Source organism: Streptomyces deccanensis, from assembly GCF_022385335.1.
GTDB classification, from domain to species: Bacteria; Actinomycetota; Actinomycetes; order Streptomycetales; family Streptomycetaceae; genus Streptomyces; species Streptomyces deccanensis.
Window position 1 is genome coordinate 9,806,094 of the sequence record NZ_CP092431.1, and the last position, 22,892, is coordinate 9,828,985.

General features: G+C 70.1%; 23 protein-coding genes. 12 read left to right on the plus strand and 11 right to left on the minus strand.

Features of this window, described 5'->3' with window-relative positions:
• The first annotated feature begins 20 nt into the window (after positions 1–20).
• The 4 genes from L3078_RS43105 (at position 21) to ctaC (ending at position 3,731) form a co-directional block, all read left to right on the plus strand.
• On the plus strand, positions 21–488 hold the full coding sequence (locus L3078_RS43105) for a MarR family winged helix-turn-helix transcriptional regulator (RefSeq protein WP_239759898.1): 468 nt from the start codon (positions 21–23) through the stop codon (positions 486–488).
• A gap of 238 nt (positions 489–726) precedes the next feature.
• The gene (locus L3078_RS43110) at positions 727–1,713 is read left to right on the plus strand and encodes a pirin family protein (protein WP_239759899.1); all 987 of its coding nucleotides are present in this window, start codon (positions 727–729) and stop codon (positions 1,711–1,713) included.
• A 194-nt stretch (positions 1,714–1,907) separates the two neighbouring features.
• Positions 1,908–2,336 carry a tetratricopeptide repeat protein gene (locus L3078_RS43115; protein WP_239759900.1) on the plus strand — a complete coding sequence of 143 codons (429 nt, stop codon included), beginning with the start codon at positions 1,908–1,910 and terminating at the stop codon, positions 2,334–2,336.
• 459 nt (positions 2,337–2,795) lie between these two features.
• The gene (gene ctaC, locus L3078_RS43120; RefSeq protein ID WP_239759901.1) at positions 2,796–3,731 is read left to right on the plus strand and encodes an aa3-type cytochrome oxidase subunit II; all 936 of its coding nucleotides are present in this window, start codon (positions 2,796–2,798) and stop codon (positions 3,729–3,731) included.
• A 78-nt stretch (positions 3,732–3,809) separates the two neighbouring features.
• Here the strand turns inward: ctaC and L3078_RS43125 are convergent, their stop codons facing one another.
• The 6 genes from L3078_RS43125 to L3078_RS43150 form a co-directional block, all read right to left on the minus strand.
• Positions 3,810–4,286 carry a hypothetical protein gene (locus L3078_RS43125; protein ID WP_239759902.1) on the minus strand — a complete coding sequence of 159 codons (477 nt, stop codon included), beginning with the start codon at positions 4,284–4,286 and terminating at the stop codon, positions 3,810–3,812.
• 74 nt (positions 4,287–4,360) lie between these two features.
• The gene (locus L3078_RS43130) at positions 4,361–4,906 is read right to left on the minus strand and encodes a DUF1360 domain-containing protein (protein WP_239759903.1); all 546 of its coding nucleotides are present in this window, start codon (positions 4,904–4,906) and stop codon (positions 4,361–4,363) included.
• Positions 4,907–5,002: 96 nt separating this feature from the next.
• Positions 5,003–5,473: an SPW repeat protein gene (locus L3078_RS43135; protein WP_239759904.1), complete on the minus strand. Its 471-nt coding sequence runs from the start codon at positions 5,471–5,473 to the stop codon at positions 5,003–5,005.
• A 79-nt stretch (positions 5,474–5,552) separates the two neighbouring features.
• Positions 5,553–6,521: a cytochrome c oxidase assembly protein gene (locus L3078_RS43140; protein ID WP_239759905.1), complete on the minus strand. Its 969-nt coding sequence runs from the start codon at positions 6,519–6,521 to the stop codon at positions 5,553–5,555.
• On the minus strand, positions 6,518–7,003 hold the full coding sequence (locus L3078_RS43145) for a DUF2243 domain-containing protein (RefSeq protein ID WP_239759906.1): 486 nt from the start codon (positions 7,001–7,003) through the stop codon (positions 6,518–6,520). The genes L3078_RS43140 and L3078_RS43145 overlap by 4 nt, the downstream gene beginning before the upstream one ends.
• 501 nt (positions 7,004–7,504) lie before the next feature.
• Entirely contained in the window at positions 7,505–8,209 is a 705-nt protein-coding gene (locus tag L3078_RS43150) for a DUF4142 domain-containing protein (RefSeq protein WP_239759908.1), read from the minus strand.
• Between the two features lie 232 nt (positions 8,210–8,441).
• Between L3078_RS43150 and L3078_RS43155 the strand changes: the two genes are divergently transcribed.
• Together L3078_RS43155 and L3078_RS43160 are read left to right on the plus strand one after the other, a co-directional pair.
• Positions 8,442–9,419 (plus strand): trypsin-like serine peptidase, encoded by a 978-nt coding sequence (locus L3078_RS43155; protein WP_239759909.1) that lies wholly within the window; start codon positions 8,442–8,444, stop codon positions 9,417–9,419.
• A 174-nt stretch (positions 9,420–9,593) separates the two neighbouring features.
• Entirely contained in the window at positions 9,594–9,959 is a 366-nt protein-coding gene (locus L3078_RS43160) for a hypothetical protein (RefSeq protein WP_239759910.1), read from the plus strand.
• Between the two features lie 122 nt (positions 9,960–10,081).
• On the opposite strand, the gene L3078_RS43165 is transcribed toward L3078_RS43160, so the two are convergent.
• From L3078_RS43165 to L3078_RS43175, 3 genes are all read right to left on the minus strand, one after another.
• Positions 10,082–10,417: a hypothetical protein gene (locus L3078_RS43165; RefSeq protein WP_239759911.1), complete on the minus strand. Its 336-nt coding sequence runs from the start codon at positions 10,415–10,417 to the stop codon at positions 10,082–10,084.
• On the minus strand, positions 10,345–11,565 hold the full coding sequence (locus L3078_RS43170; RefSeq protein WP_239759912.1) for a CHAP domain-containing protein: 1,221 nt from the start codon (positions 11,563–11,565) through the stop codon (positions 10,345–10,347). The genes L3078_RS43165 and L3078_RS43170 overlap by 73 nt, the downstream gene beginning before the upstream one ends.
• A 150-nt stretch (positions 11,566–11,715) precedes the next feature.
• Positions 11,716–12,639 (minus strand): pyridoxamine 5'-phosphate oxidase family protein, encoded by a 924-nt coding sequence (locus tag L3078_RS43175; RefSeq protein WP_239759913.1) that lies wholly within the window; start codon positions 12,637–12,639, stop codon positions 11,716–11,718.
• A gap of 421 nt (positions 12,640–13,060) precedes the next feature.
• Here L3078_RS43175 and L3078_RS43180 point away from each other — a divergent pair, with 421 nt between their 5' ends.
• From L3078_RS43180 to L3078_RS43190, 3 genes are all read left to right on the plus strand, one after another.
• Positions 13,061–14,011 (plus strand): AraC-like ligand-binding domain-containing protein, encoded by a 951-nt coding sequence (locus tag L3078_RS43180; RefSeq protein WP_239759914.1) that lies wholly within the window; start codon positions 13,061–13,063, stop codon positions 14,009–14,011.
• 95 nt (positions 14,012–14,106) lie between these two features.
• Entirely contained in the window at positions 14,107–14,823 is a 717-nt protein-coding gene (locus L3078_RS43185; RefSeq protein ID WP_239759915.1) for a class I SAM-dependent methyltransferase, read from the plus strand.
• On the plus strand, positions 14,820–16,523 hold the full coding sequence (locus L3078_RS43190; RefSeq protein ID WP_239759916.1) for an AMP-binding protein: 1,704 nt from the start codon (positions 14,820–14,822) through the stop codon (positions 16,521–16,523). The genes L3078_RS43185 and L3078_RS43190 overlap by 4 nt, the downstream gene beginning before the upstream one ends.
• A gap of 235 nt (positions 16,524–16,758) precedes the next feature.
• On the opposite strand, the gene L3078_RS43195 is transcribed toward L3078_RS43190, so the two are convergent.
• The gene (locus L3078_RS43195; protein ID WP_239759917.1) at positions 16,759–17,307 is read right to left on the minus strand and encodes a CGNR zinc finger domain-containing protein; all 549 of its coding nucleotides are present in this window, start codon (positions 17,305–17,307) and stop codon (positions 16,759–16,761) included.
• Between the two features lie 306 nt (positions 17,308–17,613).
• Between L3078_RS43195 and L3078_RS43200 the strand changes: the two genes are divergently transcribed.
• From L3078_RS43200 to L3078_RS43210, 3 genes are all read left to right on the plus strand, one after another.
• A complete protein-coding gene (locus L3078_RS43200) occupies positions 17,614–18,825 on the plus strand; it encodes an acyl-CoA dehydrogenase family protein (protein WP_239759918.1) in 1,212 nt (403 codons plus the stop codon).
• Between the two features lie 211 nt (positions 18,826–19,036).
• Complete coding sequence (locus L3078_RS43205) at positions 19,037–20,410, plus strand: MFS transporter (protein ID WP_239759919.1); 1,374 nt, start codon at positions 19,037–19,039, stop codon at positions 20,408–20,410.
• Positions 20,411–20,589: 179 nt separating this feature from the next.
• Positions 20,590–21,837 (plus strand): cytochrome P450 family protein, encoded by a 1,248-nt coding sequence (locus L3078_RS43210; protein ID WP_239759921.1) that lies wholly within the window; start codon positions 20,590–20,592, stop codon positions 21,835–21,837.
• On the opposite strand, the gene L3078_RS43215 is transcribed toward L3078_RS43210, so the two are convergent.
• A complete protein-coding gene (locus tag L3078_RS43215; protein WP_239759922.1) occupies positions 21,819–22,862 on the minus strand; it encodes an NAD-dependent epimerase/dehydratase family protein in 1,044 nt (347 codons plus the stop codon). The two genes, L3078_RS43210 and L3078_RS43215, sit on opposite strands and share 19 nt — an antisense overlap.
• Positions 22,863–22,892 lie beyond the last annotated feature (30 nt).

The following is a 22,892-nucleotide window of genomic DNA, read 5'->3' on the forward strand; positions in this document are numbered from 1 at the left end:
ACTACGCTTACACTCTCCTCATGGGAGAGACAGTGCGATGGCTGACGTCGGAGGAGCAGCGCGCGTGGCGTGGCTTCGTCCGCTTGCATGAGCGGCTCGGCGGGCGCCTGGGGCGCATGCTGCAGTCGGAGTCCAATGTGTCGGCCGCGGACTTCGCGGTGCTCGTCCATCTGACGGACTCGCCGGAGGGGCGGCAGCGCTACCAGGACCTGGCGCGGGCGCTGGAGTGGGAGAAGAGCCGGATGTCCCACCACATCGCGCGGATGGCCGGGCGCGGCATGGTGGTGCGGGAGGAGTGCGCCGAGGACGGGCGCGGGGCGTACGTGGTGATCACGGACGTCGGCCGAACGGCCATCGAAGCGGCCGCCCCGCGCCATGTCCAGGCGGTGCGTGAGCTGTTCATCGACCATGTCACGCCGGCCGAGCTGCGCGTCCTGGCCGAGATCTCCGAGCGCGTCATCGGCAAACTGGACGAGGACCGGGCCTGACCTGGGGGCCGGCCTCGCCTTGCGTATCGGACCCAGGGCGGCCGTGATGCCGAGCGGCAGCCGAAGAGCCCGATGACCAGGCCGACGGCAGCCGCCGGCATGGATGACTCATCAACGAGGTTCGCGGCGGCCCGCCCTCGCCGCCGTTGGTGTGTCTACCCGCCGCGCTGTAGTCACCGGTCGGCGCTCGTGGCATGATTGTTGATGTGACAACTGAAGTGTGGGGAAGGGGCGCTCGGTGAGCAACGTGGAAGTGGAACCCGCGGCACTGGCATGCGGGTCACCCGTCGGCGGCGACCGCTCGGCCGAGGAACCCCGGGTCGAGGTGCTGTCGGCGCGTGACGTGCCCTTGGGCGGGCCGCGCGCCCTGCGCGTACGCCGGACACTGCCGCAACGCGCCCGCACCCTGATCGGGGCCTGGTGCTTCGCCGACCACTACGGTCCCGTCGACGCGGGTGTCACGGGTATGGACGTACCACCGCATCCGCACACCGGTCTGCAGACGGCGAGCTGGCTGTTCAGCGGCGAGATCGAACACCGCGACACCCTCGGCACGCACGCCCTGGTCCGGCCCGGTGAGCTGAACCTCATGACCGGAGGTCACGGCATCGCCCACTCGGAGGTCTCCACCCCGAACACCACCGTCATCCATGGCGTCCAGCTGTGGGTGGCGTTGCCCGAGGAGCACCGCGACGCCGCTCGCGACTTCCAGCACCACGTGCCCGCCCCCGTGCGGGTCGACGGCGCCGAGCTCAAGGTCTTCCTCGGCTCGCTCGCCGGCAGCACGTCACCGGTGCGAACCTTCACACCGCTGCTCGGCGCCGAGATCACCCTCGAACCGCGGGCGACGGTCACCCTCGCGGTGGACCCCGCCTTCGAGCACGGACTGCTCGTGGACAGCGGGGACGTCCGTCTGGTCGACACCGTGCTGCGCCCCGCCGAACTCGGTTACGTTCCCTGCGGCGCGGACACCCTGACCGTGGTGAACGAGTCGGACGCCCCCGCGCGCACGGTCCTCCTCGGCGGCCCTCCCTTCGAGGAGGAGATCGTCATGTGGTGGAACTTCATCGGCCGCAGCCACGCCGACATCGTCCGCGCCCGGGAGGAGTGGCAGGCGGGCTCCGACCGCTTCGGCGAGGTCGAGGGCCATGCCGGACGCCGTCTTCCGGCCCCTGCCCTGCCGAACGCGGTCATCGCGCCGCGCGGGAACCCGGCGCGCCGCTGACCTTCCGGTCCGCCCGCACGTGGCCGGGCGCGACGGGTGCTTGTCCCTCTGGAATAACCGGGCGTGGCAGCGTGCTGCACGAGCGCTCCCGGCATGCGCCGGTGGGCGTGCGGCGCCCGTCGTGCCGTTCGAGCAACGGCGAGTCGCACTCCGGACCGTGTGAAGACACGTCCGGGAGAAGGAGGTAGGGAACCATGACCGGCGACTTCAACATGTACCCGGCCGCCGACGGGGTGGCGCCCGACCGTTGGGCCAGCGCGCTGCACCTGTTCGACAACGGCGTCGGAGTGCCGCACGAGGAGACCACCGCCGAGCGTTGGGAGCGTGCCCAACTGCTGTTCGGCGCGCGGGACTACATCGGTGCCGCGAAGTTGCTCGTCGACGTGGTCGAGGAGGTCCCGGAGCAGACGGGCCCCCGGCTGCTGCTGGCCCGCGCCTACTACCACTCCGCGCAACTGCGCCGCGCGGAGGACCAGTTGCGGGTGATCGTCGAGCGTGATCCGGTCGAGCACTACGCGCATCTGATGCTCGGGCGCACCCTGCAGCGTCAGGGACGGGCGGGCGAGGCGGAGCCCTGGCTGCGGATGGCCGGCGCGTTCGCGGGCGAGTTCCCCGACAGCTAATGAGCGGCAGGAGGGGCGAGCGTGAAGGGTGAGCATGAAGGGCGAGTCTCCGGGTAGACGGATTCCGCCGGGGAGGGACCGCGACACCTGGGGAGGTCGAAGCGGTCCCTCCCCTCTCTCGTGGGAGACCCCTTTCTCGTGGGAGATCGCGGGCATGACGCGGGCGTGAGGATGGGGGCGGCCGTCCGCGGGTAGCTCCGCGCACCGGCACGTGGCGGCGCGTTGGGCCGGGCGTCGGCGTGACACTGAGTAGTGTCTTGTCCGCATAAAGGGAGCAATATCTCCCACCCTGCGTGATCGGTGAGAGGCCGCGACGTCTGCGGGTGATCTCCCGTCCGCGGGCTCGGACCCCCCGGAAGGCGCCACGTGAGTTCCGACGGATGTGACCCATCGCCCCCATCACCCCCATCGTCCAGATCACCTGGATCGCCCCGACTTCACCCGTCGTCGCGACGCCGGATGCGTCGGGGGCTCACACGGGCTCTGGGCGCCGGACTGGTCCTGGCGACCACTTCCGGTTGCGAGGCCACATGGCGGGACTTCCCCCGCCTCGGCATGCCCACTCCGGTCACGGAGGAGGCACCGCGCATCCTCTTCCTGTGGCAGGGCTCGTGGGCGGCCGCGCTCACCGTGGGCGCGCTGGTGTGGGGGCTGATCATCTGGGCGGCGATCTTCCACCGGCGCAGCAGGACCGCGGTCGAGGTCCCCCCGCAGTCCCGCTACAACATGCCCATCGAAGTGCTGTACACCGTGGTGCCGCTGATCATCGTCTCGGTGCTCTTCTACTTCACGGCACGTGACGAGGCCGAACTCCTCGAACTCTCCGAGAAGCCCGCCCACACCGTGGGGGTGGTCGGCTTTCAGTGGAGCTGGGGCTTCAACTACGTCGAGGACGTGGACGGCGACGCCGGGACGGGCGACGCGAAGGCGGACCCGGACATGGGCATCGTCCCGGACAGATACCGGGACGCCTTCCCCGCGGGCGCCGAGGGCGTCTTCGACGTCGGTGTTCCCGGCGCTCGCAACCCGCAGAACGGCAACCCCGGTCCCACCCTGTGGCTGGCGAAGGGGGAGAAGGTCCGGTTCGTGCTGTCCTCGCGAGACGTCATCCACTCCTTCTGGGTGTTGCCGTTCCTGATGAAGCAGGACGTCTTCCCCGGTCACAACGTCAATGTCTTCGAGGTGACGCCGACGGCTGAGGGCACGTTCCGGGGCAAGTGCGCCGAGCTCTGCGGCGTCGACCACGCGCGCATGCTGTTCAACGTCAAGGTCGTCTCTCCCGAGCGCTACCGGCAGCACCTGCGCGAGCTGGCCGACAAGGGGCAGCGCGGCTTCATCCCGGCGGGCATCGAGGTCTCCGACCCGGCCAGGAACAACGAGCCGCGCAAACTCTGAGCGGCGCCCCACCGCCCTGGTCCAGCCCTCGTGAGGTCCGGGGAGGGCGGAGCGGCCCGACCACGGGTCCGCCCGTGGTCATCGGCCGTGTGCGTCTCCCCGGGGAAGGGGCCCGGCATCGGCGTGACGGCCGTGCTGGCGGGAGGCGTGGCGCTGTCCGGGTCCGGGACCGCTGCGGGCGGCGAGGAGGTCGGCGACGGCACCGGTGGCGAACGAGTAGACGGTCTTGTGCAGGACGTCCACGACGAGTTCCTTGCGGGGCCAGGTGGCGGGCGGTGCGCCCACACCGGTCGCGTTCTCCAGAATCTGGTCGTTGGTCAGGCGGACCACGGTGAACTGCGCGGAGGCGAGGGGGCCGCGCAGCCCGGCCTGCGCCATGAGGGAGCGCACCACTCCGAGCAGGGCGGCCTGGCCGTGATGCATGGCCCAGTTGACAGCCAACGGCTGTTTTGCGGGACGCTCCGGGAGTCCCGTCAGACGCTGGAGGACCCGAGCGGGGACATGGGAGTCGGGTCGGCCGGTGACCGCCTGTTCGATCTTCTCGCCGAGAGTCATCACGACGCCTCCGGCGCTGCCGAGGACGCATGGGTCGGTCGGGCACATGGGTCGAAGGGGTGGCCGTTCGGGGGTCAGTCGTCGTCGGTCGCCCTGCTCATGAGCGCGCCGTAGGCGAGTTGCAGGGCGTCCGCTCCGGCCAGGGCGGCGAGGGCGCCCATGGCGGTGCGCGTCCCGCGCGGCCAGAGCAGTCGGCTCGCGGTGAGAGTCGACGCGACCCACACGCTCATGCAGAAGGGACAGGTCACCAGCTCGCCCACGGTGTCCTTGCCCTCCTCGGGCCGCGCCTCCTCGTGCAGTTCGGCGGGACCCTGCGGGCCGACGAACGTCGTGAAGGGCGCCCGCAGCGGACTGGTGACCGCCGCCTTGCTCAGCAGCCGGCTCAGCCGGAACGTGGCCACCGAGGTGAGCACGACGTCCCAGGGCTCGGGACGTTCGGGCAGAGGGCGCCCCCGGAGACGTACCGCTGTGATCCAGGCCGCCGTGTAGACCCCGAAGCCGGCCATGGCCGCCAGATACCCGCCGAGCGGCCGGTCCTGCCCGGCCGCGTAGCGGCGCTCCGTACGTTCCGCGAGCCTGTGCAGGCGGTTCACGAGATGGCTGTCAGTGGTCGCGCCCATGGAATCGCCCCGCCTCCGTCACGTCGTGTCGGCGGGTGGGTCCCCGCTTGCCGAGAGGGCAAACAGGGACCCGCCGTGGCCGGCCGTGCCCGCGTGTCAGCGGGCTGTTCGCGCGCGACGGCTCCGGCCGCCCCTGTCCGTCTCGCCCGCAGCCGCGCTCGCGGCCAGGGCGCACAGGAGGGCGACGACGCCGACGATGACGTTGTTGACGACCGTGCGTGTGGTGTCCACGTTCCCCGCGACCATCCACGGTGCGATCACGGTCCAGAGACCGAGCAGCGCGGCCGTCCACGCTCGTGCGTGCGTGCGCTCGTAGGCGTGGCCGAAGCCGCTCAGCAGGAACGTGTAGGCGATGCCGGTGATCAGGTTGTTGATGGCCAGGGTGCCGAAGTCGTTGAACCCCGCGATCCAGGGCGAGGCCGCCAGGTACAGGCCGGTGATGAGGGCCATCGCCTCGACGGCCTGACCCTGCTGGCTCGAGGCCGCCCGTTCGGCCCGAGCATGGCGTTCCCGCATCTCCTGGATGTCTGGGTGCGACTCCAGGGTGCTATGGGTCCGTTCGGTCATGCCCCGCCTCCTTCGCCAGGGGGCCACGGTCCGTGTCCCCGGTGGTGCCCGGGTACCCAGCGGGAGAGCGCGAACCGTGCTAAACGGAACAGGGCCGTCCGGTCCGGCACCCTTCTGCGGGCCACCGATCGCTCAGGCGGCGTCCGGGCGGATGACCGCACGCACGCAGCCGTCCTTCTTGTGCTTGAACAGGTCGTACGCGGTGGGAGCCCGGTCGGGCGCGACGGTGTGCGTGGCCAGGTGGGCGGTGCTCAGGTCCCCGGCGGCCAGTCGGTCGCGGCGCGTGACGCCGCGCGTACCACTGGACGGCCAGCGTCACGGCGAGGGCGATCTCCACCAGGTCCCCGCCGTAGTACATCAGTTGCGCACCGGTGCGCAGATCGGCAGCCGTGAAGTCCGTGCCGGGCGGCGGTGCCCCGTACAGCCCCTTGGCGAGTACGGCGTGGGCGGCACCGGCGGCCAGCAACGCGGATCCGCGCAGGGCGAGGCTCCGACGTCGCCGCACGGGATCGAGCTGACAGACCGCGAAGGTGAAGAGCAGCCCGGCTGCCAGCACATGCGCCTGCGTCACGGCATTCAGCAGGGGCTGGCGGTGGGTCGCGGCGAAAAGCCCGGTACGGTGCAGCAGCCACAGACCGCCGAGGTCCACCACGGCCGCCACCGGCGGCAGGAGCAGCACGGCGACGGGCCGCGCGTGCGCCGCGGCGGGCAGGGCCCTCCGCAGAGGGCCGGGTGGCAGGGCCCGTAGCGCCAGGGTCAGGGGCCGGCCCAGGACGAGAAGCAGAGGCGCCGCCATGCCGACCACCAGATGCCGGGTGACGTGCGAGGTGAACGGCCCTCCCGGCGGTTCTGCGGTCATCGCCCAGGCCACGGCCAGACAGCCGGTGGTGAAGACCGCGTCCCTCGGCCAGGGCCATGCGTCGCCGCGTCGCCCCAGACGGCGCGCGGCCAGCAGGTACGCCGCGCACGCCAGGAGCGCGCCTGCCGTGACGCACCATCCGGCCAGGTCGTGCCAGGCCGGGCCGGGGTGGATGTGCTCCGGTGTCATGTCGTCGGCTCTGCCCGGGAGCGGCGTGCCGCGCGGAGGGCCAGGGTGCAGCCGATGAGGAGCAGAGCGAGACCGCCGAGGTTCCAGGCCCAGTCGTAGGGGGTGACATCGGTTCCGTAGCGGATCTGGTGCAGCCGTAGCAGCTTGTGGTCGACGACACCGTCGAAGAGCTGGAAGGCGCCCAGCCCGATGAAGAGGCCCGCCCGCGCATGGGCGGCGGCCAGGGCGCGACGGCGGCGCAGGTCGGCGTAGAGGAAGAAGCCGGCGACCAGGGCCAGCAGCTCGGCGGTGTGCAGCAGGCCGTCGGAGAGCAGGCCGATGTCGGTGGTCGAACGGTCGTAGAAGTGGTGCCAGGCCAGGAGCTGGTGGAAGACGATCTCGTCGACGGCGGCCATCAGCGCCGCGCCGATCAGGGCGCAGACGGCCAGGGACCTGCGCGGTTCCGGGCGCGGACGGCGGAGGGGACGCTCCGGGTCGTTCATGCGGCGGCCCTGCCTTCCTGCTCGCGTTCCCGTCGACCGGGTGGACCCCGAGTACCCGCGACGCGGCGATGACGCGTGCGCGTGGGAAGGGCGAGCAGGGAAGGGCGAGCCGGGAAGGGCGAGCCGGGAAGGACGAGCAGGGAGGGACGAGCCGGAGCTTGAAACCGCTGGTCACCCCGCGTCAGCCGACCCCGGCGCCGTGGCTGTGTGCGAGGTCGCTGGGGGAGGGCCCTGCCGACGGTCGGCGTGCTGCCGCCGCGTAACCGTGCCGGTGTCACTCCTGGGCGCCAGGTAGCGGCCGACCGTCGGCTCGGCTCCCCCGCTTCGATCATTGCACAGTGCAAAGATGGTCGCCAGTCGTCCGCCCCTTCGAACCGCCTTTTCTGGGTGCCCCTTTGGGGCGGAGTCCTCTGAGGAAAGGGTGGGCGCTTGCGCGCGCCGGAGAGGCTGGGCCGGGCGGGGCGGTTGCCCCGACGCCGGCACGGTCGGCCGTCGTGTCTCCTACTTGGGGGCCACGTCCTCCTCGACCTCCTGGAAGGTGGAGGCGTCGACGAGCCCCGTGTCCTCCAGGACCTCCATGTGGTCCAGGACGGTCTGGTTGGCCTGACGGGCGTGGCGGCGGATGAGGTCGTTCTGGGTGGCGGCCCGGACCTCACCGATCGTGGCGAAGATCTTGCCGTGTGAGGCACGGAGGACATTGGCGAAGAGCTTGTCGAACTCCTCGCCCTGCGCGTTCTCCAGATTCCGGACCCACTGCTGCTGTTCCTCGGTGGCCTCGTCGGGGAGCTCCACACCGAGGATGTCGGCGTCCTCGCGCACGAGCTGGTCGAGTTTGCTGTGCCCGTCGATGAGATGGTCCCCGGCCCGCTTCACGGTCTCGTTGGAGGCGTGGGTCTGGGCGAGTCGGCCGGCCGGGATCTCCCAGAGGCCGGCCTGGCGTACCTTGACGAGGAACTCACGGTCCACATCGGTCACGGTGAGGTCGGCGCCGCCGCTCTGGCCCGTCGCCGTCTGTCCGGCGCCGCCTGTGGCGACATGGCCGCCGGCGTGCTGGGCCTGGCCCGCGATCGTCGGGTTGGCCGAGGCCTCGTCGCTGCCCGCCCTGATCGCGATGACGGCCGCGGCTATCACGGCGCAGACGGCGGCGATGATCGTGACGGTCCGCCTCGACGTCCGCGTGGGCACCGCGTGTCGGTTCGCATGCATGTGTTCTCCCGGTCGGGTAGAGAGTTCCTCCAGGTCGATAGGAGTGGACACCTGTTGCGGCTGGCACGGCACGCAGCGAGGAATACGCGGGAGAGCGCGGAGTCGTTCAGGGCTGTGCCTCGCGGGCGTAAATTTCGCGCCCATTGTGACGTGTACCTGTCCAAATTGCGGGTGGGGTGGCACCCTGCGTTGCGCGAGATCGTCCTCGTCCCCCACCGCACAAGGAGTACGCGTGAGAGACATACGCCGCTCGTCCCGCTCCCCGCGCACGTCCCGCCCCGTCTTCGCCGCCCTGCTGGGTGCCGCCGCGTTGCTCGGCACCGGTGTGTTCGCCTCGCCCGCCGGGGCGGCCACGGCCGCGGCCGACCCCGCCTCGTTCTGGACCGCCGAGCGGATGCGGCAGGCCACCGCGCTCGATCTGCCGACCGTGGACCGATCCCGGGTGCAGGCCCCCTCCGTCGCCAAGGGCAAGGCGAAGACGGTCGCCCCGACCCTTCCGGGCGCCCTGAACGACGTGGGAGTGCTGGCCTTCCCCCACAGCGGTGGAGCCTGGACCGGCGGCGGAGCCGTGCTCTCCACGGCCGGACGGGTGTTCTTCACCTACCAGGGGCGTACGGCCTCGTGTTCCGGCAACGCCGTCACCAGCGCCAACAAGAGCACCGTCATTACCGCCGGGCACTGCGTGAAGCTGGAGGGCTCCTGGCACACCAACTGGGTCTTCGTGCCCGGATACCACGACGGACAGGCGCCGTACGGCAGGTGGAGTGCCACGAAGACACTGTCCACCCCGCAGTGGACCGCGAGCGAGGACATCAACTACGACATCGGCGCGGCCGTCGTCGCCCCGCTGGACGGGAAGCTGCTGACGGACGTCGTCGGCGGGCAGGGGCTGGCCTTCAACACCGGCTACAACAAGGCGATGTACGCCTTCGGCTTCCCCGCCGCCGCCCCGTACGACGGGGAGAAGTTCGTCTACTGCAGCGGAACGACCAACCGTGACTTCCTGCTCTCCAACGACCACGGCATGAACTGCAACATGACCGGCGGCTCCAGCGGAGGCCCCTGGTTCACCCAGTTCAACGAGTCCACGGGCACGGGCCTGTTGTCGTCGGTGAACAGCTTCAAGTACAACTTCCTGCCCAACCGGATGTACGGGCCGTACTTCGGCGCCGACGCGCAGAACCTCTACCAGACCGCGCAGTCGTCCTGACCGTCCGTCGGTCTCCACGTCGGGAAGACGCCTTCGAGGACGAAGGCAACCGGGCTTGCGCGGTCCTCATGACCGCGCAAGCCCCTCGCGTTCCTCTCCTTCGGCCGGAACCGTCGGGCTCAGGCGAGGTTCTTGAGGGTGAGAGAGACGCGGGATGCGAGAGGGGACAGGCTCATGGGGACCTACGTGTCGGTCAGAGGGTGGCTGGAGTGCGACGAGACGCAACTTGCCGCCGCCCAGGAGATCATCGCCGCACACGACGACGACCACTACACCCACGGATGGGGTGCGCCGAGCCGGCACGTGAACTGGACCCACTACCTCTTCTACGGCGCCGACATCCGTGACTCGGCGCTGGACTGGTTCACGGACCAGATCAGGGCGATCGCCCGGATACCCGCGTCCGACGCCGACGGAGACCTCGTCCGGGGCCTGTTCCTGGTAGGCCACGAAGTCGAGGGCACCGCCGAATGGCAGGTCCGCGACGGCCGGCTCCTCATCACACCTGCCGACAACAGACACCGGTACCTCGACGCGTAGGCCCCACTCGCTCCGCGAGTTTCCGTACCCTCCCGCGTACATGCCCCGGTGGCGGGCCGGTCGGGGACCGGCCCGCCACCGCGGGAGTCAGGGATCAGCGGGCTGGAGCCGCCCGGCGGAGGTCAGCGCTGCGGGGTGACTGCCGCCGCGATCGTGTCGACGGCGCCGTTGCCGTCGGCCAGCTGCGGCCCGTTCCACGCACCGCTCACGTATCGCATGTCGTGGAACACCTTGCCACTGACCAGCGTCAGCACGTGCAGGTCACCGTTCGGGGCGGTGGCGGCCGCGACCCTGCTGACCACACCCCTGCCGTCGGCCGGCTGCGCCCCGATCCACGAACCGTTCGCGTACCGGGCGTTGTGGAACACCTGGCCGCCGACCAGCGTCAGGACGTGTACGTCACCGTTGAACACCCCGGCGGCGGCGATGTCGGTGACGGCGCCGTTGCCGTCGGCCAACCCGGCTCCGCTCCAGGAGCCGTTGGCGTACCGGAGGTTGTGGAAGACCTTGCCCTGGACGAGGGTGAGGACGTGGAGGTCGCCGCTGGGGGTGGTGGCGGCCGCGATCTCGCTGATGGCGCCGTTGCCGTCGGCCAACTGAGCGCCGTTCCAGGAACCGTTGGCGTAGCGGATGTTGTGGAAGACCTGCCCTGGACGAGGGTGAGGACGTGGAGGTCGCCGTTGGAGGTGGTGGCCGCGGCGACCTTGCTGATGGCGCCGTTGCCGTCGGCCACCTGGGCCCCGCTCCAGGAGCCGTTGGCGTACCGGAGGGTGTGCAACAGCTGTCCGCCGGCGACCGTCAGCACATGCATGTCACCGTTGGACGCGCCGGCCTCCGCCGTGTCGGTGATGCCGCCACTGGGGTCGGAGACGTTCGCCCCGCTCCAGGAGCCGTTCGCGTACCGCAGGTTGTGGAACGGCCGGCCGCCGACCGTCGTCGTCACATGGAGGTCACCGCCCGCCGCCTGCACTCCCTTGGGCTTCACGTAGCCGGAGATCAGCAGACTGTCGGCGCCCGAACGCGCGGTGCGCGGGTCGATGACGCGGCGGGCGACCTTGTCGCCGTAGTTGCCGTCGACGGTGGTGATCGTGCCGTTGGCGTGGACGGCCGTGACGATGGAGACGTGCCCGCCGCTGGCGTTGGCGGGTGCGCCGTAGACGACGATGTCACCGGGCTCGGGGTCGCCGATTCCGCCCGCGGGCCGGCTGCTGAACAGGCCTTGTTGCTGGCCCCAGAGCCCGACTCCGCGGGCCACGGCCGTGGTGGGCACGGGGGACACGCCCGCGGATCTCCACACCCAGGAGGCGAAGTAGGCGCACCAGGGTGTGGTGGTGCAGGGCCCGTACTTCAGACACGAGCCGTTGCCCTCCGCATGGCCGACCTCCGCTTCGGCAATGGCGGCGATCTGGGCCCGGGTGGCGGCGTGACTGGTGCCGGTGCCCATGACGAGAGCCGCGGTCATCACGGCGAGGGCGATCGCCAGGTTGACGACCAGCCGGGCTGTGCGGGCGATGAGCGCGGGTGTAAGTGCGGGGGCGGTTGCGGTTGCGGTCGAGGGGGCGAGTACGGGAGCGGGTACGGGCTTCGGGCGCGTTGTTGTGGTCATGGCCGCAGCCTCCGGCGCGGCCCTTCAGCATGCCTGCAGCGGCTCCGCAGCAGCCCTGCACCCTCACCTTCAAGAAGCCTGAGCGGGCGCCCGAACACAGCTCGACCACCGCCGAGCGCGCGGCGGGTGGTGGGGAGGGGGAGAGCGCGATCAAAGGGGAGGGCGGGACCGAGTGAGTGGAGGGTTGAAGGGGGAGGAGGCGGCGAGGGCCCAGCGGAGGGGGGTCGCGTGAGGGATCTCGACCACCCGCTCGATGTCGAAGTCGACGAACCTCAGCGCGCCCGGCAGCGCCGCGGCGCGCCCCGGGTCCCAGTCGACGCGGGCTGTGCCGGTGAGCTGGAGGGTGTGGCCCTGTTCCCAGTCCAGGAAGAGCAGGCCGCAGGCGGGGTTGAGGTGAATGTTTCCCAGGGTCATGTAGAAGGAGTTCCCGACGTAGTCCGGCCAGGAGAGCCGACGCGGGCCGGCCGTCACGAAGCCCGGTGTGCCGCCGCGGTGTGAGACGTCCGCGCCGTGGTCGGGGGAGTGGCTGGCTATGAAAAAGGTGTCCGCCCGCGCTGTCCGGTGCTGTTGCTCCGGGGTGAGACTGTCGCGGGTCTCGGCGGGGGCCGGACCGGCGGGGGCGCCGGGGGAGTCCACGAGGACGCGGCGCTGGATGTACTTGGGACAGTTGCCCAGGACCTGCCCGGCCCGGAAGTGCAGCGCGTCCTCGTGCCGCCGTGCTGTTCCGTTCAGCCTGATCCGGCGGGCGGTGTGCGGGTCCACCGCCACGATGCCTATGTCCTGCTCCGTCGTGTAGACGTCGTCCAGCGGGTCACCGGGAGTCGGTACGGCGTCGATCACCAGGCGGTGCCGGTCGACCGGGGCGACGAAGCCGGCGTCTCCGGTGACGACGGACGCCCAGACGGCGCCCTCGGCGTCGGTACCTCCCAGGAAGAGCATCTGCTGCCTTTCCAGGAAGCGGGCGAACGGCGGCTCGATCACATCGCCGAACATGGGGGTGCCCCAGCCCGGGTGTCCTTCGCCCGCCCGCCGCTGTACGGCCTGCTCACCCTCGTGGTACGGCGTCCTCGTCATCGGTCTCCTCATGAAGTGCCACGGTCGCGTGCGGCCTCGGTTCTCTCGGCATGGGTGGGCCGCCGCACCTCCGGCCCACCACGGCCCGACGTTAGGGAGGGCGGGGCGACCCCGATTGACGAATCACGCACGAGCCATGGCCGAGTTGCGTTCTGTCCGGGGCCCGATCCGGCCGGTCGAGGAGGCGGCCGCGGGCACGTCGGCGCAGCCAGCGGCGGGACTTGGGCGCCACGGTGTGTGTCGTGAGCGACACCGTGTGTTCGAAAGGGCTGTAGAAAACCAGCATCAGGGTATGTTCCAATGGGCTCGCCTAACGGATGCACGGGGCACCCTCCACATCCCTCGTGGCTACGGCAGTTGTAGCGGCGCGGTCGTGTGGTGAGGAAAGCCCCTGAATTCTTATTAGACGGGGGATTGGGCGATGGCAGGCGTCGGCGTTCGTACGGAAAGTAAGACCGTTATCCGATTCAACGTGACCGCGCGGTCCCATGACTGTGTGCAGATCGTCCGAGACCATGACGAAGAACCACGCGGAACCCTGGTCAGCAATCGCTTCGGCGAAGTCCGGATCCTTCTTGTCGAGGGGGGTCCACGCGAAATGATCAGACCCCGGCGGCTGCTGGACACGCACAGGGACGGGTATCTGAGCATATGCCGCCCCCTGGTCGGTGAGATAGCGGTGTTTCAGGACGGGAAGCACGCGACGGCCCGCGGGGCGCAGCTCGTCTGCTATGACAGTTCGCGTCCGTACAAGGTCATCATGCCGGAGCACTTCCGTGTGGTGACGTTGATGATGCCGCGCCGCCTGTTGGGTCTGACGGCGAAGGGCACCGAGATGCTCACCGCCAGGGTGTGGGACGGGTCGCACGGCCTCGGGGCTCTGCTGTCCGATCTGCTCATCGGTCTCGAACAGCACGGAGAGTACGTCGACACCGGCATCGACCTGCTCGGCGGCAGTGTGGCCGGGCTCGCGGCGGCACTCTTCTCGGAGCGACTGCGCTCGATGGTCGAGGAGTCCGGGACTGGCCGGCCGACACTGATGCTCAGCATCCAGGCCTTCATCAGGGAGCGGCTCGCCGATCCCGATCTCTGCCCTTCGGTCGTCGCCCAGCGGCACAACGTCTCGCTGCGCTACCTGCAGAAGATCTTCCACGAGCACAACACCAGCCCGGCCCGCTGGATCCGGGACGAAAGGCTCGCACGCTGCCGGTCCGAGATGGCCGATCCACGATTCGACCATCTTTCCATCGCTGCGATCGGTGAACGTTCGGGTTTCTACGGGGCTTCGCACTTCAGCCGCCTCTTCAGGGATCGGTACGGCATCACGCCTCGGGAATTCCGCAAGAGCCGGGGGATGGCCCTCACCGACTGATGTGCGATGCACTGTTTCCAATCAGGTAATTCCAACCCTTACGGGAAGGCAATGCATTGACCAGTTTCGAATTTCCCGGAGAGTACTACGAGATCATGCGGGGTGATTTTCGCAACCTTGCTGCGGAAACGGAATTCCTGTCCTCCCTCGCGCCGGCGGGCGGACGCGTCCTCGATCTGGGCTGCGGGACGGGGACCAACCTCCGGGAGCTCGGCGCGCGGGGGTTCACGTGCCTTGGAGCAGACCAGAGTGCCCGTTTCACGGCGTACGCACGCGGGGTCGGTGGTGAGGGCGTCGAATATGTGCACGAGCGGGCCGAGACCTTCACCACCGACGACCGTTTCGATCTCATCTACAGCATCTTCATGACGCTCAACTATCTGCCGCGCGCAGAGCTGCGCGGCGTGCTGCGGAAGGTGCGGAATCTGCTCCTGCCCGGCGGCCATGTGGTGCTGGAGTTCGGTCATTTGCTGAACTTCGTGGAAGGTTTTCAGCAGCACACGGTGGCCCACCACCGCAGTGACGACGGAGTGCTGATCACCCGGCTCGCCCGTCAGTCGATCAACCCGCACGCGGCGAACTGGCGCAACGAGGAGACCCTGCTCGTCCGCGAGCGCGACGGCCAGGTGTCCATGTACGACAACTTCTTCGACCAGGCGGTCCTCACCGGTCCGGAGGTGCGGGAGCTGCTGGCCGACGCCGGGCTCCGGATCACCGCGGAGTACGGCGGCTTCCGCAAGGAGCCGGTGCCGTTCCACGGGCGCGGCCCCCTGGTGATCGTGGCGACCGCGAAGGGGGACGAGTCGAAATGACGACCTCCGGAATCGCGATGACCGCGAGCGGCACGTCGTTCCTCGACGGCGGGCCCGCCGTTCCCGCTGAGGTGGCCGACCTCGGCGAGGCGCTCGTACGGGCGGCGGAGCGCGACGACGACACCGAGCAGCGGATCCGGTTCATCGGCGCGGACGGCAAGGAGGAGGGAAGGACGTACCGGCGGCTGCTGGACGACGCAGCGCGCATGCTCGCGGGCCTCCGCGCGGCGGGCGTCCGCGCAGGGGAGACCGTCGTCCTCCAGGTGGCCGACGACCCCGAGCTGCTGACCGCCTTCTGGGCCTGCGTCCTGGGTGGATTCGTCCCGATGCCCGTCAATGCCGGTGCCACCGCCGACCAGCGCGCGGCGGCGCCCGAACTGCTGCGGCGTGTGTGGGACGGCTACGGCGCGCCCCGGGTCGTCACTGGAGTCGACCAGCAACTGGCTCCGGAGGTCATGGCCGATCCGCGCTGGGAGGGGGCGTGGCTCGGGAGCACCCGCGACCTGCTCACGCACGCTCCCGATCGGAGCCGGCACCGGGCCGACGCCGATGATCCGGCCGTGCGGCTGTTGACCTCGGGGAGCACCGGCGTGCCGAAGGCCGTGGTGCTCAGCCACCGCAACGTGCTCAGCCGCACCGCGGCCACTGCCCGGGTGAACCGGCTGAACGACCGGACCCGCACCTTCAACTGGATGCCCCTGGACCATGTGGGCGGCCTCGTCATGTTCCACGCCCGCGACGTCTACCTCGGCTGCCACCAGGTGCACGCCCGCTTCGAGTGGGTCCTCGGCGACCCGCTGCGCTGGCTCACCGCCATGGACAGGCACCGCTCGGACACCACCTGGGCGCCGAACTTCGCCTTCGGGCTCATCAACGACCAGGCGAACAGGGTCGAGGAGCAGTCCTGGGACCTCTCCTGCGTGCGCTACATCATGAATGGCGGTGAGGCTGTGCGCAGCGGAGTGGTCCGCCGCTTCATGGAGGTGCTCGCGCCCTTCGGACTGCGGTCGGACGCCATGTACCCGGGCTGGGGAATGTCGGAGACCTCCGCCGGGGTGGCCGACTGCGAGTTCTCCGCTGTCGACGCCGGGGACGAGCGTTATGTTCCCGTGGGGCGGCCGCAGCCCGGCACCTCACTGCGGGTGGTGGACGAGCGCAACGAACTGGTGCCGCCCGGCGTCACGGGCCGGCTCCAGGTCACCGGCGCCACCGTGACCTCCGGCTACTACCGCAACGACGAGCAGAACCGGCAGTCGTTCACCTCCGACGGCTGGTTCAAGTCCGGCGATCTCGCCTACGTCCAGAACGGGATCCTGACGGTGACCGGGCGGGCCGACGACGTCATCCAGCTCGACGGCGTCACCTATCACGGCCACGAGATCGAGGCCGTGGTGGAAGAACTCGACTGCGTCGCGCCTTCGTACACCGTGGCGTGCGCGGTGAGCGCGGCCGACGGGAAGGGCGAGGAGCTCGCGGTCTTCTTCCATCCGCGTGAGGGTGTGGACACCGCCGAGGCCGAGGGGCTGGTGCGGGGCCGGGTGGCGGAGGCCTTTGGGGTCGGTCTCGCGCACGTCGTGCCGGTGACCAAGGAAGACGTGCCCAAGACCGGCATCGGCAAGCTCCGCAGGGCGCAACTGCGGCAGCGGTTCGAGGAGTCGCAGGAGGCCGAGCACACCGACGCTGCGGCCACGCGCGCCTGACGTCGCGGACCGGAACATCGGCGGCGGTGCCGGGCGGAAACCCGCCCGGCACCGCCGGTCCGTAGGGCAGCGGACCGTGTCCTCCGCGTCCCCACCTCGCCCCGGGGGATGGCGTGCGCGCGCTCGGGGGCGAAGCAACTGGTGGTCCTCGCCGCCGACTTCGGGTCGGCGACGTGGCCGTGGACTCCGAGCGTGGTGCCGGTCGGGGCGTGGTCCGGCAGCGGTGTCGCCCCGGTCACGCACGAGACTCGCGGTTCCGGGCGTAGTGGCGGGCCACCTTGGCACGATTCCCGCACAGGGCCATGGAGCACCAACGCCGGGTGCCGTTGCGGGATGTGTCGAGGAAGTACCGGATGCAGTCCGGCTGGTCGCAGAGCCTGATCCGATCCGGAACCGTGGCCAGCAGGCGCAGATAGTCGTGGGCGACCGTCCACGCCGCACCCCAGACCGGATCCGCGAACTCGGCGTGCTCACCGGGTCCTTCGGCAGTCAGTGTCGGCCGGATACGGCCGTGGTCCAGGATCTCGTCGACCTGCCGGGCCGCCTCGGGTGAGTCCGGTTCGGTGACGGCCGCGGCCAGCGCGCTTCGGGTGGCGCGGACCGCTTCCAGTGACGCGGCGTCCGCGGTGAAGCGTTCGGCCAGTCCGTGGCCGCCCAGCCACAATCGCAGGCCGGCTGGGGTGTCCAGCAGATCCTTCTGCCGTCCGTCCTCCTGCCATCTGGTGTTCAGCAGATCGAGGGCGAGGGGTTCGCCGACGAACGGACGAGGGTCGACCTCGGTCATCGCAACATCCTCCATCCGATCCAGTTCTAACCCCTAAAGCCTACGTGACTGGTTGCAGCAGGCGTGCCTAACCCTTAAAGTCACTTTCGTTGGTTAGCTCGATCAGCGTGTGCGGACGTACCACATTGCGTGCGCGTTCACACGAGAGGCGAGAGGCCACCGTCCCTAGCGTGAGGACGACGCGAGACCGTCCGGATCGTCCGTCGCGGCGCTGCCCGGGTACCGCCTGACCGGCGGCCCGTGCGGACGCCGACCGGTCGTCGCGCCCGTAGAGATGACGAGCACGCAGGTACAGGAGGGGTTTCAATGACTGTGACGGAGACTCTCGATCCCATGACGGGTGGCGAGCACGCCCCTGCCTCCGCGGCGGAGATCCTGGCGAGGGCACGGGCCGCGGCCCCGCTGCTGCGCGAGCGTTCCGAGGAGATAGCGCGCAACCGGCGCCTGCCGGAGGACGTGGTCCAACTGGTGCGCGGCACCGGCGTCTTCCGCATCGGAATGCCGAAGGAATGGGGCGGTCCGGAACTGACCTTCGCGGAGCAGACCGAGGTCATCGAGGCGCTCTCCTACGGCGACTCGGCCGCCGGTTGGTGCGCGATGATCGGCATGGACACCTGGATCTACGCGGGCTACCTGGACGAGGCGGTCGTCAAGGAGATGCTCGCCAACCCGGACGCGATCACCGCCGGCCTGATCTTCCCGGTCGGCCGCGCCGACCGGGTTCCGGGCGGCTACCGGGTCAACGGCCGCTGGCCCTTCGGCAGCGGTGTCACCCACGCGGACTGGGTCGTCGGCGGCTGTGTGGTGCACTCCGACGGCAAGCCCGAGCCGGGCGTGGGCGGCGCCCCCGTGAACTGGCGACTGGTGATGGCCCGTCGCGAGGAGTTCGAGACTGTCGACACCTGGCACACCACCGGCCTGGCCGGCAGCGGCAGCATGGACTACCAGGCCACCGATCTGTTCGTGCCCGAAGAGCGCTCGTTCGACTTCACCACCCCGCGCGGTTCCGGACCGCTATCCGCCCCGGACGCGTTCCTGGGCAATGTGCCAGGTGTGCCGCTCGGCGTCGCCCGCGCCGCGCTCGACCACGTGCGCGAGCTGGCCGTCGACCGCGTCGAGCGGGCCACCGGCACACCGTGGTCGGAGAGTTACCGGGTGCAGACCACCATCGGGCAGGCCGAGATGGAGCTGTCCGCGGCCCGCTACGCGGTCTACGGCACGCTCGAGGAGCTGTGGGAGCGACTGGAGTCGGGTGTCCAGCCGACCTCCGACCAGCAGGTCTCCTCTGCACTCGCCCGCGTCAACGCCTTCCGGACGGCCCGGTCCATCGTCTCCCGGCTCTCCGACCTCGTCGGAACGGCCTCGATCTACCAGACCTCCCCGCTCGACCGCTGGCTCCGCGACCTGCACACGATGTGCCAGCACATCCTCGCCCAGGAGCAGATCGTGCAGTCGGCGGGGGCCCATCTCCTCGGCGGAACGCCGCAGGCACCCTTCCCCCTCGGGCTCAAGGGATAACCCGGGCACGGTGAACGGCGGTCGATGACCCGGGGCGCGCTCCGTGTCATCGACCGCACCGCCGGCATCGGATCAAAATGACCGGCCATTGACTAGATGAGGACATCGCATGGCAACTTCCAGTGAAGTAGAAGTCGACGCAACACCCACCGGCGGAGGACGAACGGACGGAGGCAAGTGGGGCGTTCGCGAGTGGGGTCTGCTCGTCAGCGTGTGTGCGGCATTCTTCCTGGACGCCCTCGACAACATCATGGTCGGCATCGCGGTTCCGCCGATCCAGTCGGACCTGGGAATGAGCACCGAGTCCGTGCAGTGGGTGGTCAGTTCCTACGTCCTGGGCTTCGGCGGATTCCTGCTGCTCGGCGGACGTATGGCGGACCTGCTGGGCCGACGCCGCATGTTCCTGATGGGTGTGGCCATCTTCGCCGTGGGATCCCTGGTCGGCGGTCTGACCAATGAGGGACTCGTGGTGATCATCGCCCGGTTCGTCATGGGTATCGGTGCCGCGTTCACCGCACCGGCCAGCCTGTCCATCATCATCACCAACTTCGCCGAGGGCCCTCAGCGCAACCGTGCGGTCGGCATCTACACCGCGTGCGGCGCCGTCGGTTACTCCACCGGTGTCATCGTCGGCGGTGCCCTCACCGAGATCAGTTGGCGCTGGACCTTCCTGCTTCCGGTCGCCGTGGCGATCCTCGCCTTCGTCGGCGCGCTGGTACTGGTGCCGCGTGACCCGCGCACCAACCTCAGCGGCAGCAAGTTCGACGTCACCGGCGCCGTCAGTGTCACCGCCGCGATGCTGCTGTTCGTGTACAGCATCGTCGAGGCGCCCAACGCCGGCTGGACCTCCCCCCGCACCCTGGGCACCTTCGCCGCCGCGATCGTCCTGCTCTGCCTCTTCGTCGTCGTCGAGCGCCGCGCCGCCCAGCCTCTGCTCCGCCTGGGACTGCTGCGCAACCGCGCCCTGGTCGGCGCGAGCCTGGTCGCCGCGGCCATCCTCGGGACCTACATGAGCTTCCAGTTCATCGGCGGTCTGTACCTGCAGTCGCTGCGCGCATGGTCGCCGATGGAGATGGCCCTGGCCTTCCTGCCCATCGGCCTGCTGATCATGACGATCGCCCCCCGTGCCGGAAAGCTGATCGCCCGGTTCGGCATCCAGTGGATGATCTTCGCAGGCTTCGTCGCCTACACCGCGTCGTACCTGCTCTTCCTGCGCATCGACGAGACCTCCTCCTACCTCTGGGTCATCCTGCCCAGCATCGTGCTCATCGGTATCGCCTTCCCCTTCTCCTTCCCCGCCGCCAACGTCCAGGCGACCAACGGCGTGCAGGACTCCGAACAGGGCCTGGCGGCCGGTGTGCTACAGACGGGTTACCAGGTCGGCGCGGCGATCGTCCTCGCCATCGTCACCGCCACCATGGCGGCCGACGGCGAGGGGAAGGAGACGTCCGCGACGCTGTCCGACTACCACTCCGGCCTCTACGTGGTCACCGCCATCTCCGTCGCCACCATGGTGCTCACGCTCGTCGCGGCGCTCCGTGCCTCGTCGCGGCGCCGGGCGGAGGCGGCTGCGACCACCTCATAGACACCACCCCGCCCGCCTGGTGAGCCGATCGGCGTCCCGCCCCACCCCCGTCCGGGAGCGGTGGGACGCCGGTCCTCCCTCCACGGAAAGCCGGATTCGTGGTGATGGCGGTCATCCGTTCCGGCAGAGTTGGATCACCCGGGCGGTCGGACCGACCCGGCAGGACCTGGAGACGACACATGGACCGCAGAGGGCAGTGCCCCTTCGTCATCGATGCCGACGGGAGCGACATCCATGGCGAGATCACCCGGATACGCGCTCGGGGGCCGGCGGCACAGGTGGAACTCCCGGGCGGCGTGGTCGTCTGGTCGGTCACCGACGGCGAACTGATCCGGAGCCTCCTCCTGGACCCGCGGGTGTCCAAGGACGCCTACCGGCACTGGCCGGCCTGGATCAATGGTGAGATCCCCGGGGACTGGCCCCTGGGCATCTGGGTGTCCGTCCAGAACATGGTCACCGCCTACGGCGCCGACCACACCCGGCAGCGCAAGCCGGTGGCCACGGCCTTCACCCAGCGCCGGATCGCCGCCCTGAGACCGCGAATCCAGCGCATAGCCGACGACCTCCTCGACGCTCTGGCCGCCGAGCCGCCCGGCCAACCGCTGGACCTGCGTGACAAGTTCGCGCACCCACTGCCGAACGACGTGATGTGCGAGTTGTTCGGAATCCCCGAGGAGTACCGCGCCGGACTCCACGGGATCATCAAGGGCTTCTTCCGTACCTCTGCCTCCGCACAGGAGGCGCAGGCCAACGGATATGCCCTCTACACCACGATCTCCGACTTCCTCGTCCACAAGCGCCAGAACCCGGGTGACGACCTCACCTGCGATTTGATCGCCGTGCGCGACGAGGACGGCGCCAGCCTCACCGAGAAGGAACTGGCGGACAATCTCATCCTGCTGTACACGGCTGGATACGAGACCACCGTCAACCTCCTCGACCACGCTGTCCACGCCTTGCTGCGTCACCCGGAGCAACTCGAGCTGGTCCGGCTGGGGAAGGCCGACTGGGACGACGTGATCGAGGAGGCGCTGCGCCACGAACCGCCGGGCGCCCACGCGATCCTGCGCTACGCCGTCGAGGACATCGGCCTCGGTGACGTGGTGATCCCGAAGGGGGACGCGATCATGATCTCCTACGCCGCGGCGGGACGGGACCCGTCACGGCACGGTGACAGCGCGGACCGTTTCGACATCACCAGGCCCACTCGGCGGGAGCACATCTCCTTCGGCCACGGCGTCCACCACTGCCTGGGCGCACCGCTGGCCAGGCTGGAGGCGTCGATCGCGCTGAGCTCCCTCTTCGAGCGGTTCCCGGACCTGGCGCTCGCCCATCCCGAACGGCAGGCCGAGCCGCAGCGGTCGTTCATCTCCAACGGCCACCAGAATCTGATGGTCGTCCTGAGCCGTCAGGCGGCCTTCGTCTGACGGTCGTCCTGAGCCGTCCGGCCGCCCCGGTCCGACGGCTCAGGACGCCGGCCGGGTCCTCGTGGTCGACGCGGCCGCCAGGGCGGCCCGGTACCAGGGGCGTGGCGCGCGAAGCGCGCCGCGAATCCCGGGCCTGGGTCGGTGCCGGTCAGCCGCCACAGCGCCGAACCGTCGTACCAGTGGTCGACCGCGAGAAGCGACAACCGGCGCGCACCGGCGGGATCGTCGAGGGCGTCGAGCAGCTCCAGCGCCCGGTGCGTCGAGATCTCGCCCCGGGGCAGGGGCAGGTCCAGCGCCCGTGTCACGGTGGTGATCAGGTCCCGGACCCGTACCGGCTCGGGCTGGTTCGCGTGCAGGACCCGGCCGGACGGCAGGGGCGCCCGGCTGCGCACCAGCGCGGCCACGGCGGCGGCCAGATCCTCCACGGCGATCACGGACGTGCGCGCCCGCCCGGCGTTCACCCAGTGGGGGACGCGGCGCAGCAGGGCTACCAGGGAGGGGATCACCCAGGTGTCCCCCTCCCCGTAGACCAGATGAGGACGGAGTACCAGACCGCCCGCCGCCAGCACGCTTTTCTCGGCGGCAAGCCGCGTCACGCTGGTGGGAGAGACCGGGGCGGTCGGCAGCACGGACTCCGCCTCGCCCCGGTGGGGGCCGTCGCCGTAGACGGCGGCGGTGCCCAACTGGATGATTCGGCGGACGCCTGCCCGGGTCGCCTCGGCGAGCAACGCCTCGGTGCCGCCGACGTTGACGGCGAGGCATCGTTCCATGTCGCCGCCGACCTGCGCGGCGAGGTGGACCAGCGTGTCCACGCCGTCGCACAGGCCTCGGAGGGAGTCCGGATCGCACAGGTCGCCGTGGACGGTCTCCGTCGGCGCACCGTCAGGGACCGTGACCCCACGGTCGTGGAGTAGGAGGCGCACCGCGCCGGCGTGCGCGGTGCCGCCGGAGGCGAGGAGTCGGCGTACCACGTGTCCGCCGACGAAGCCCGCCCCTCCGGTGATCAGTACGGTCGGCTGCGGCATGCGGGCTTCCTTCCCCGGTCGGCCGTCGGG

Coding starts and splice junctions, on each gene's coding strand:
- L3078_RS43210 (WP_239759921.1), top strand. CDS start 20,590: ATGGACCGCAGAGGGCAGTGCCCCTTCGTCATCGATGCCGACGGGAGC.
- L3078_RS43160 (WP_239759910.1), top strand. CDS start 9,594: ATGGGGACCTACGTGTCGGTCAGAGGGTGGCTGGAGTGCGACGAGACG.
- L3078_RS43150 (WP_239759908.1), bottom strand. CDS start 8,209: ATGCATGCGAACCGACACGCGGTGCCCACGCGGACGTCGAGGCGGACC.
- L3078_RS43185 (WP_239759915.1), top strand. CDS start 14,107: ATGCGGGGTGATTTTCGCAACCTTGCTGCGGAAACGGAATTCCTGTCC.
- L3078_RS43140 (WP_239759905.1), bottom strand. CDS start 6,521: ATGACACCGGAGCACATCCACCCCGGCCCGGCCTGGCACGACCTGGCC.
- L3078_RS43115 (WP_239759900.1), top strand. CDS start 1,908: ATGACCGGCGACTTCAACATGTACCCGGCCGCCGACGGGGTGGCGCCC.
- L3078_RS43215 (WP_239759922.1), bottom strand. CDS start 22,862: ATGCCGCAGCCGACCGTACTGATCACCGGAGGGGCGGGCTTCGTCGGC.
- L3078_RS43175 (WP_239759913.1), bottom strand. CDS start 12,639: ATGACGAGGACGCCGTACCACGAGGGTGAGCAGGCCGTACAGCGGCGG.
- L3078_RS43125 (WP_239759902.1), bottom strand. CDS start 4,286: ATGACTCTCGGCGAGAAGATCGAACAGGCGGTCACCGGCCGACCCGAC.
- L3078_RS43170 (WP_239759912.1), bottom strand. CDS start 11,565: ATGACCACAACAACGCGCCCGAAGCCCGTACCCGCTCCCGTACTCGCC.
- L3078_RS43105 (WP_239759898.1), top strand. CDS start 21: ATGGGAGAGACAGTGCGATGGCTGACGTCGGAGGAGCAGCGCGCGTGG.
- L3078_RS43180 (WP_239759914.1), top strand. CDS start 13,061: ATGGCAGGCGTCGGCGTTCGTACGGAAAGTAAGACCGTTATCCGATTC.
- L3078_RS43195 (WP_239759917.1), bottom strand. CDS start 17,307: ATGACCGAGGTCGACCCTCGTCCGTTCGTCGGCGAACCCCTCGCCCTC.
- ctaC (WP_239759901.1), top strand. CDS start 2,796: ATGCGTCGGGGGCTCACACGGGCTCTGGGCGCCGGACTGGTCCTGGCG.
- L3078_RS43130 (WP_239759903.1), bottom strand. CDS start 4,906: ATGGGCGCGACCACTGACAGCCATCTCGTGAACCGCCTGCACAGGCTC.
- L3078_RS43200 (WP_239759918.1), top strand. CDS start 17,614: ATGACTGTGACGGAGACTCTCGATCCCATGACGGGTGGCGAGCACGCC.
- L3078_RS43135 (WP_239759904.1), bottom strand. CDS start 5,473: ATGACCGAACGGACCCATAGCACCCTGGAGTCGCACCCAGACATCCAG.
- L3078_RS43145 (WP_239759906.1), bottom strand. CDS start 7,003: ATGAACGACCCGGAGCGTCCCCTCCGCCGTCCGCGCCCGGAACCGCGC.
- L3078_RS43190 (WP_239759916.1), top strand. CDS start 14,820: ATGACGACCTCCGGAATCGCGATGACCGCGAGCGGCACGTCGTTCCTC.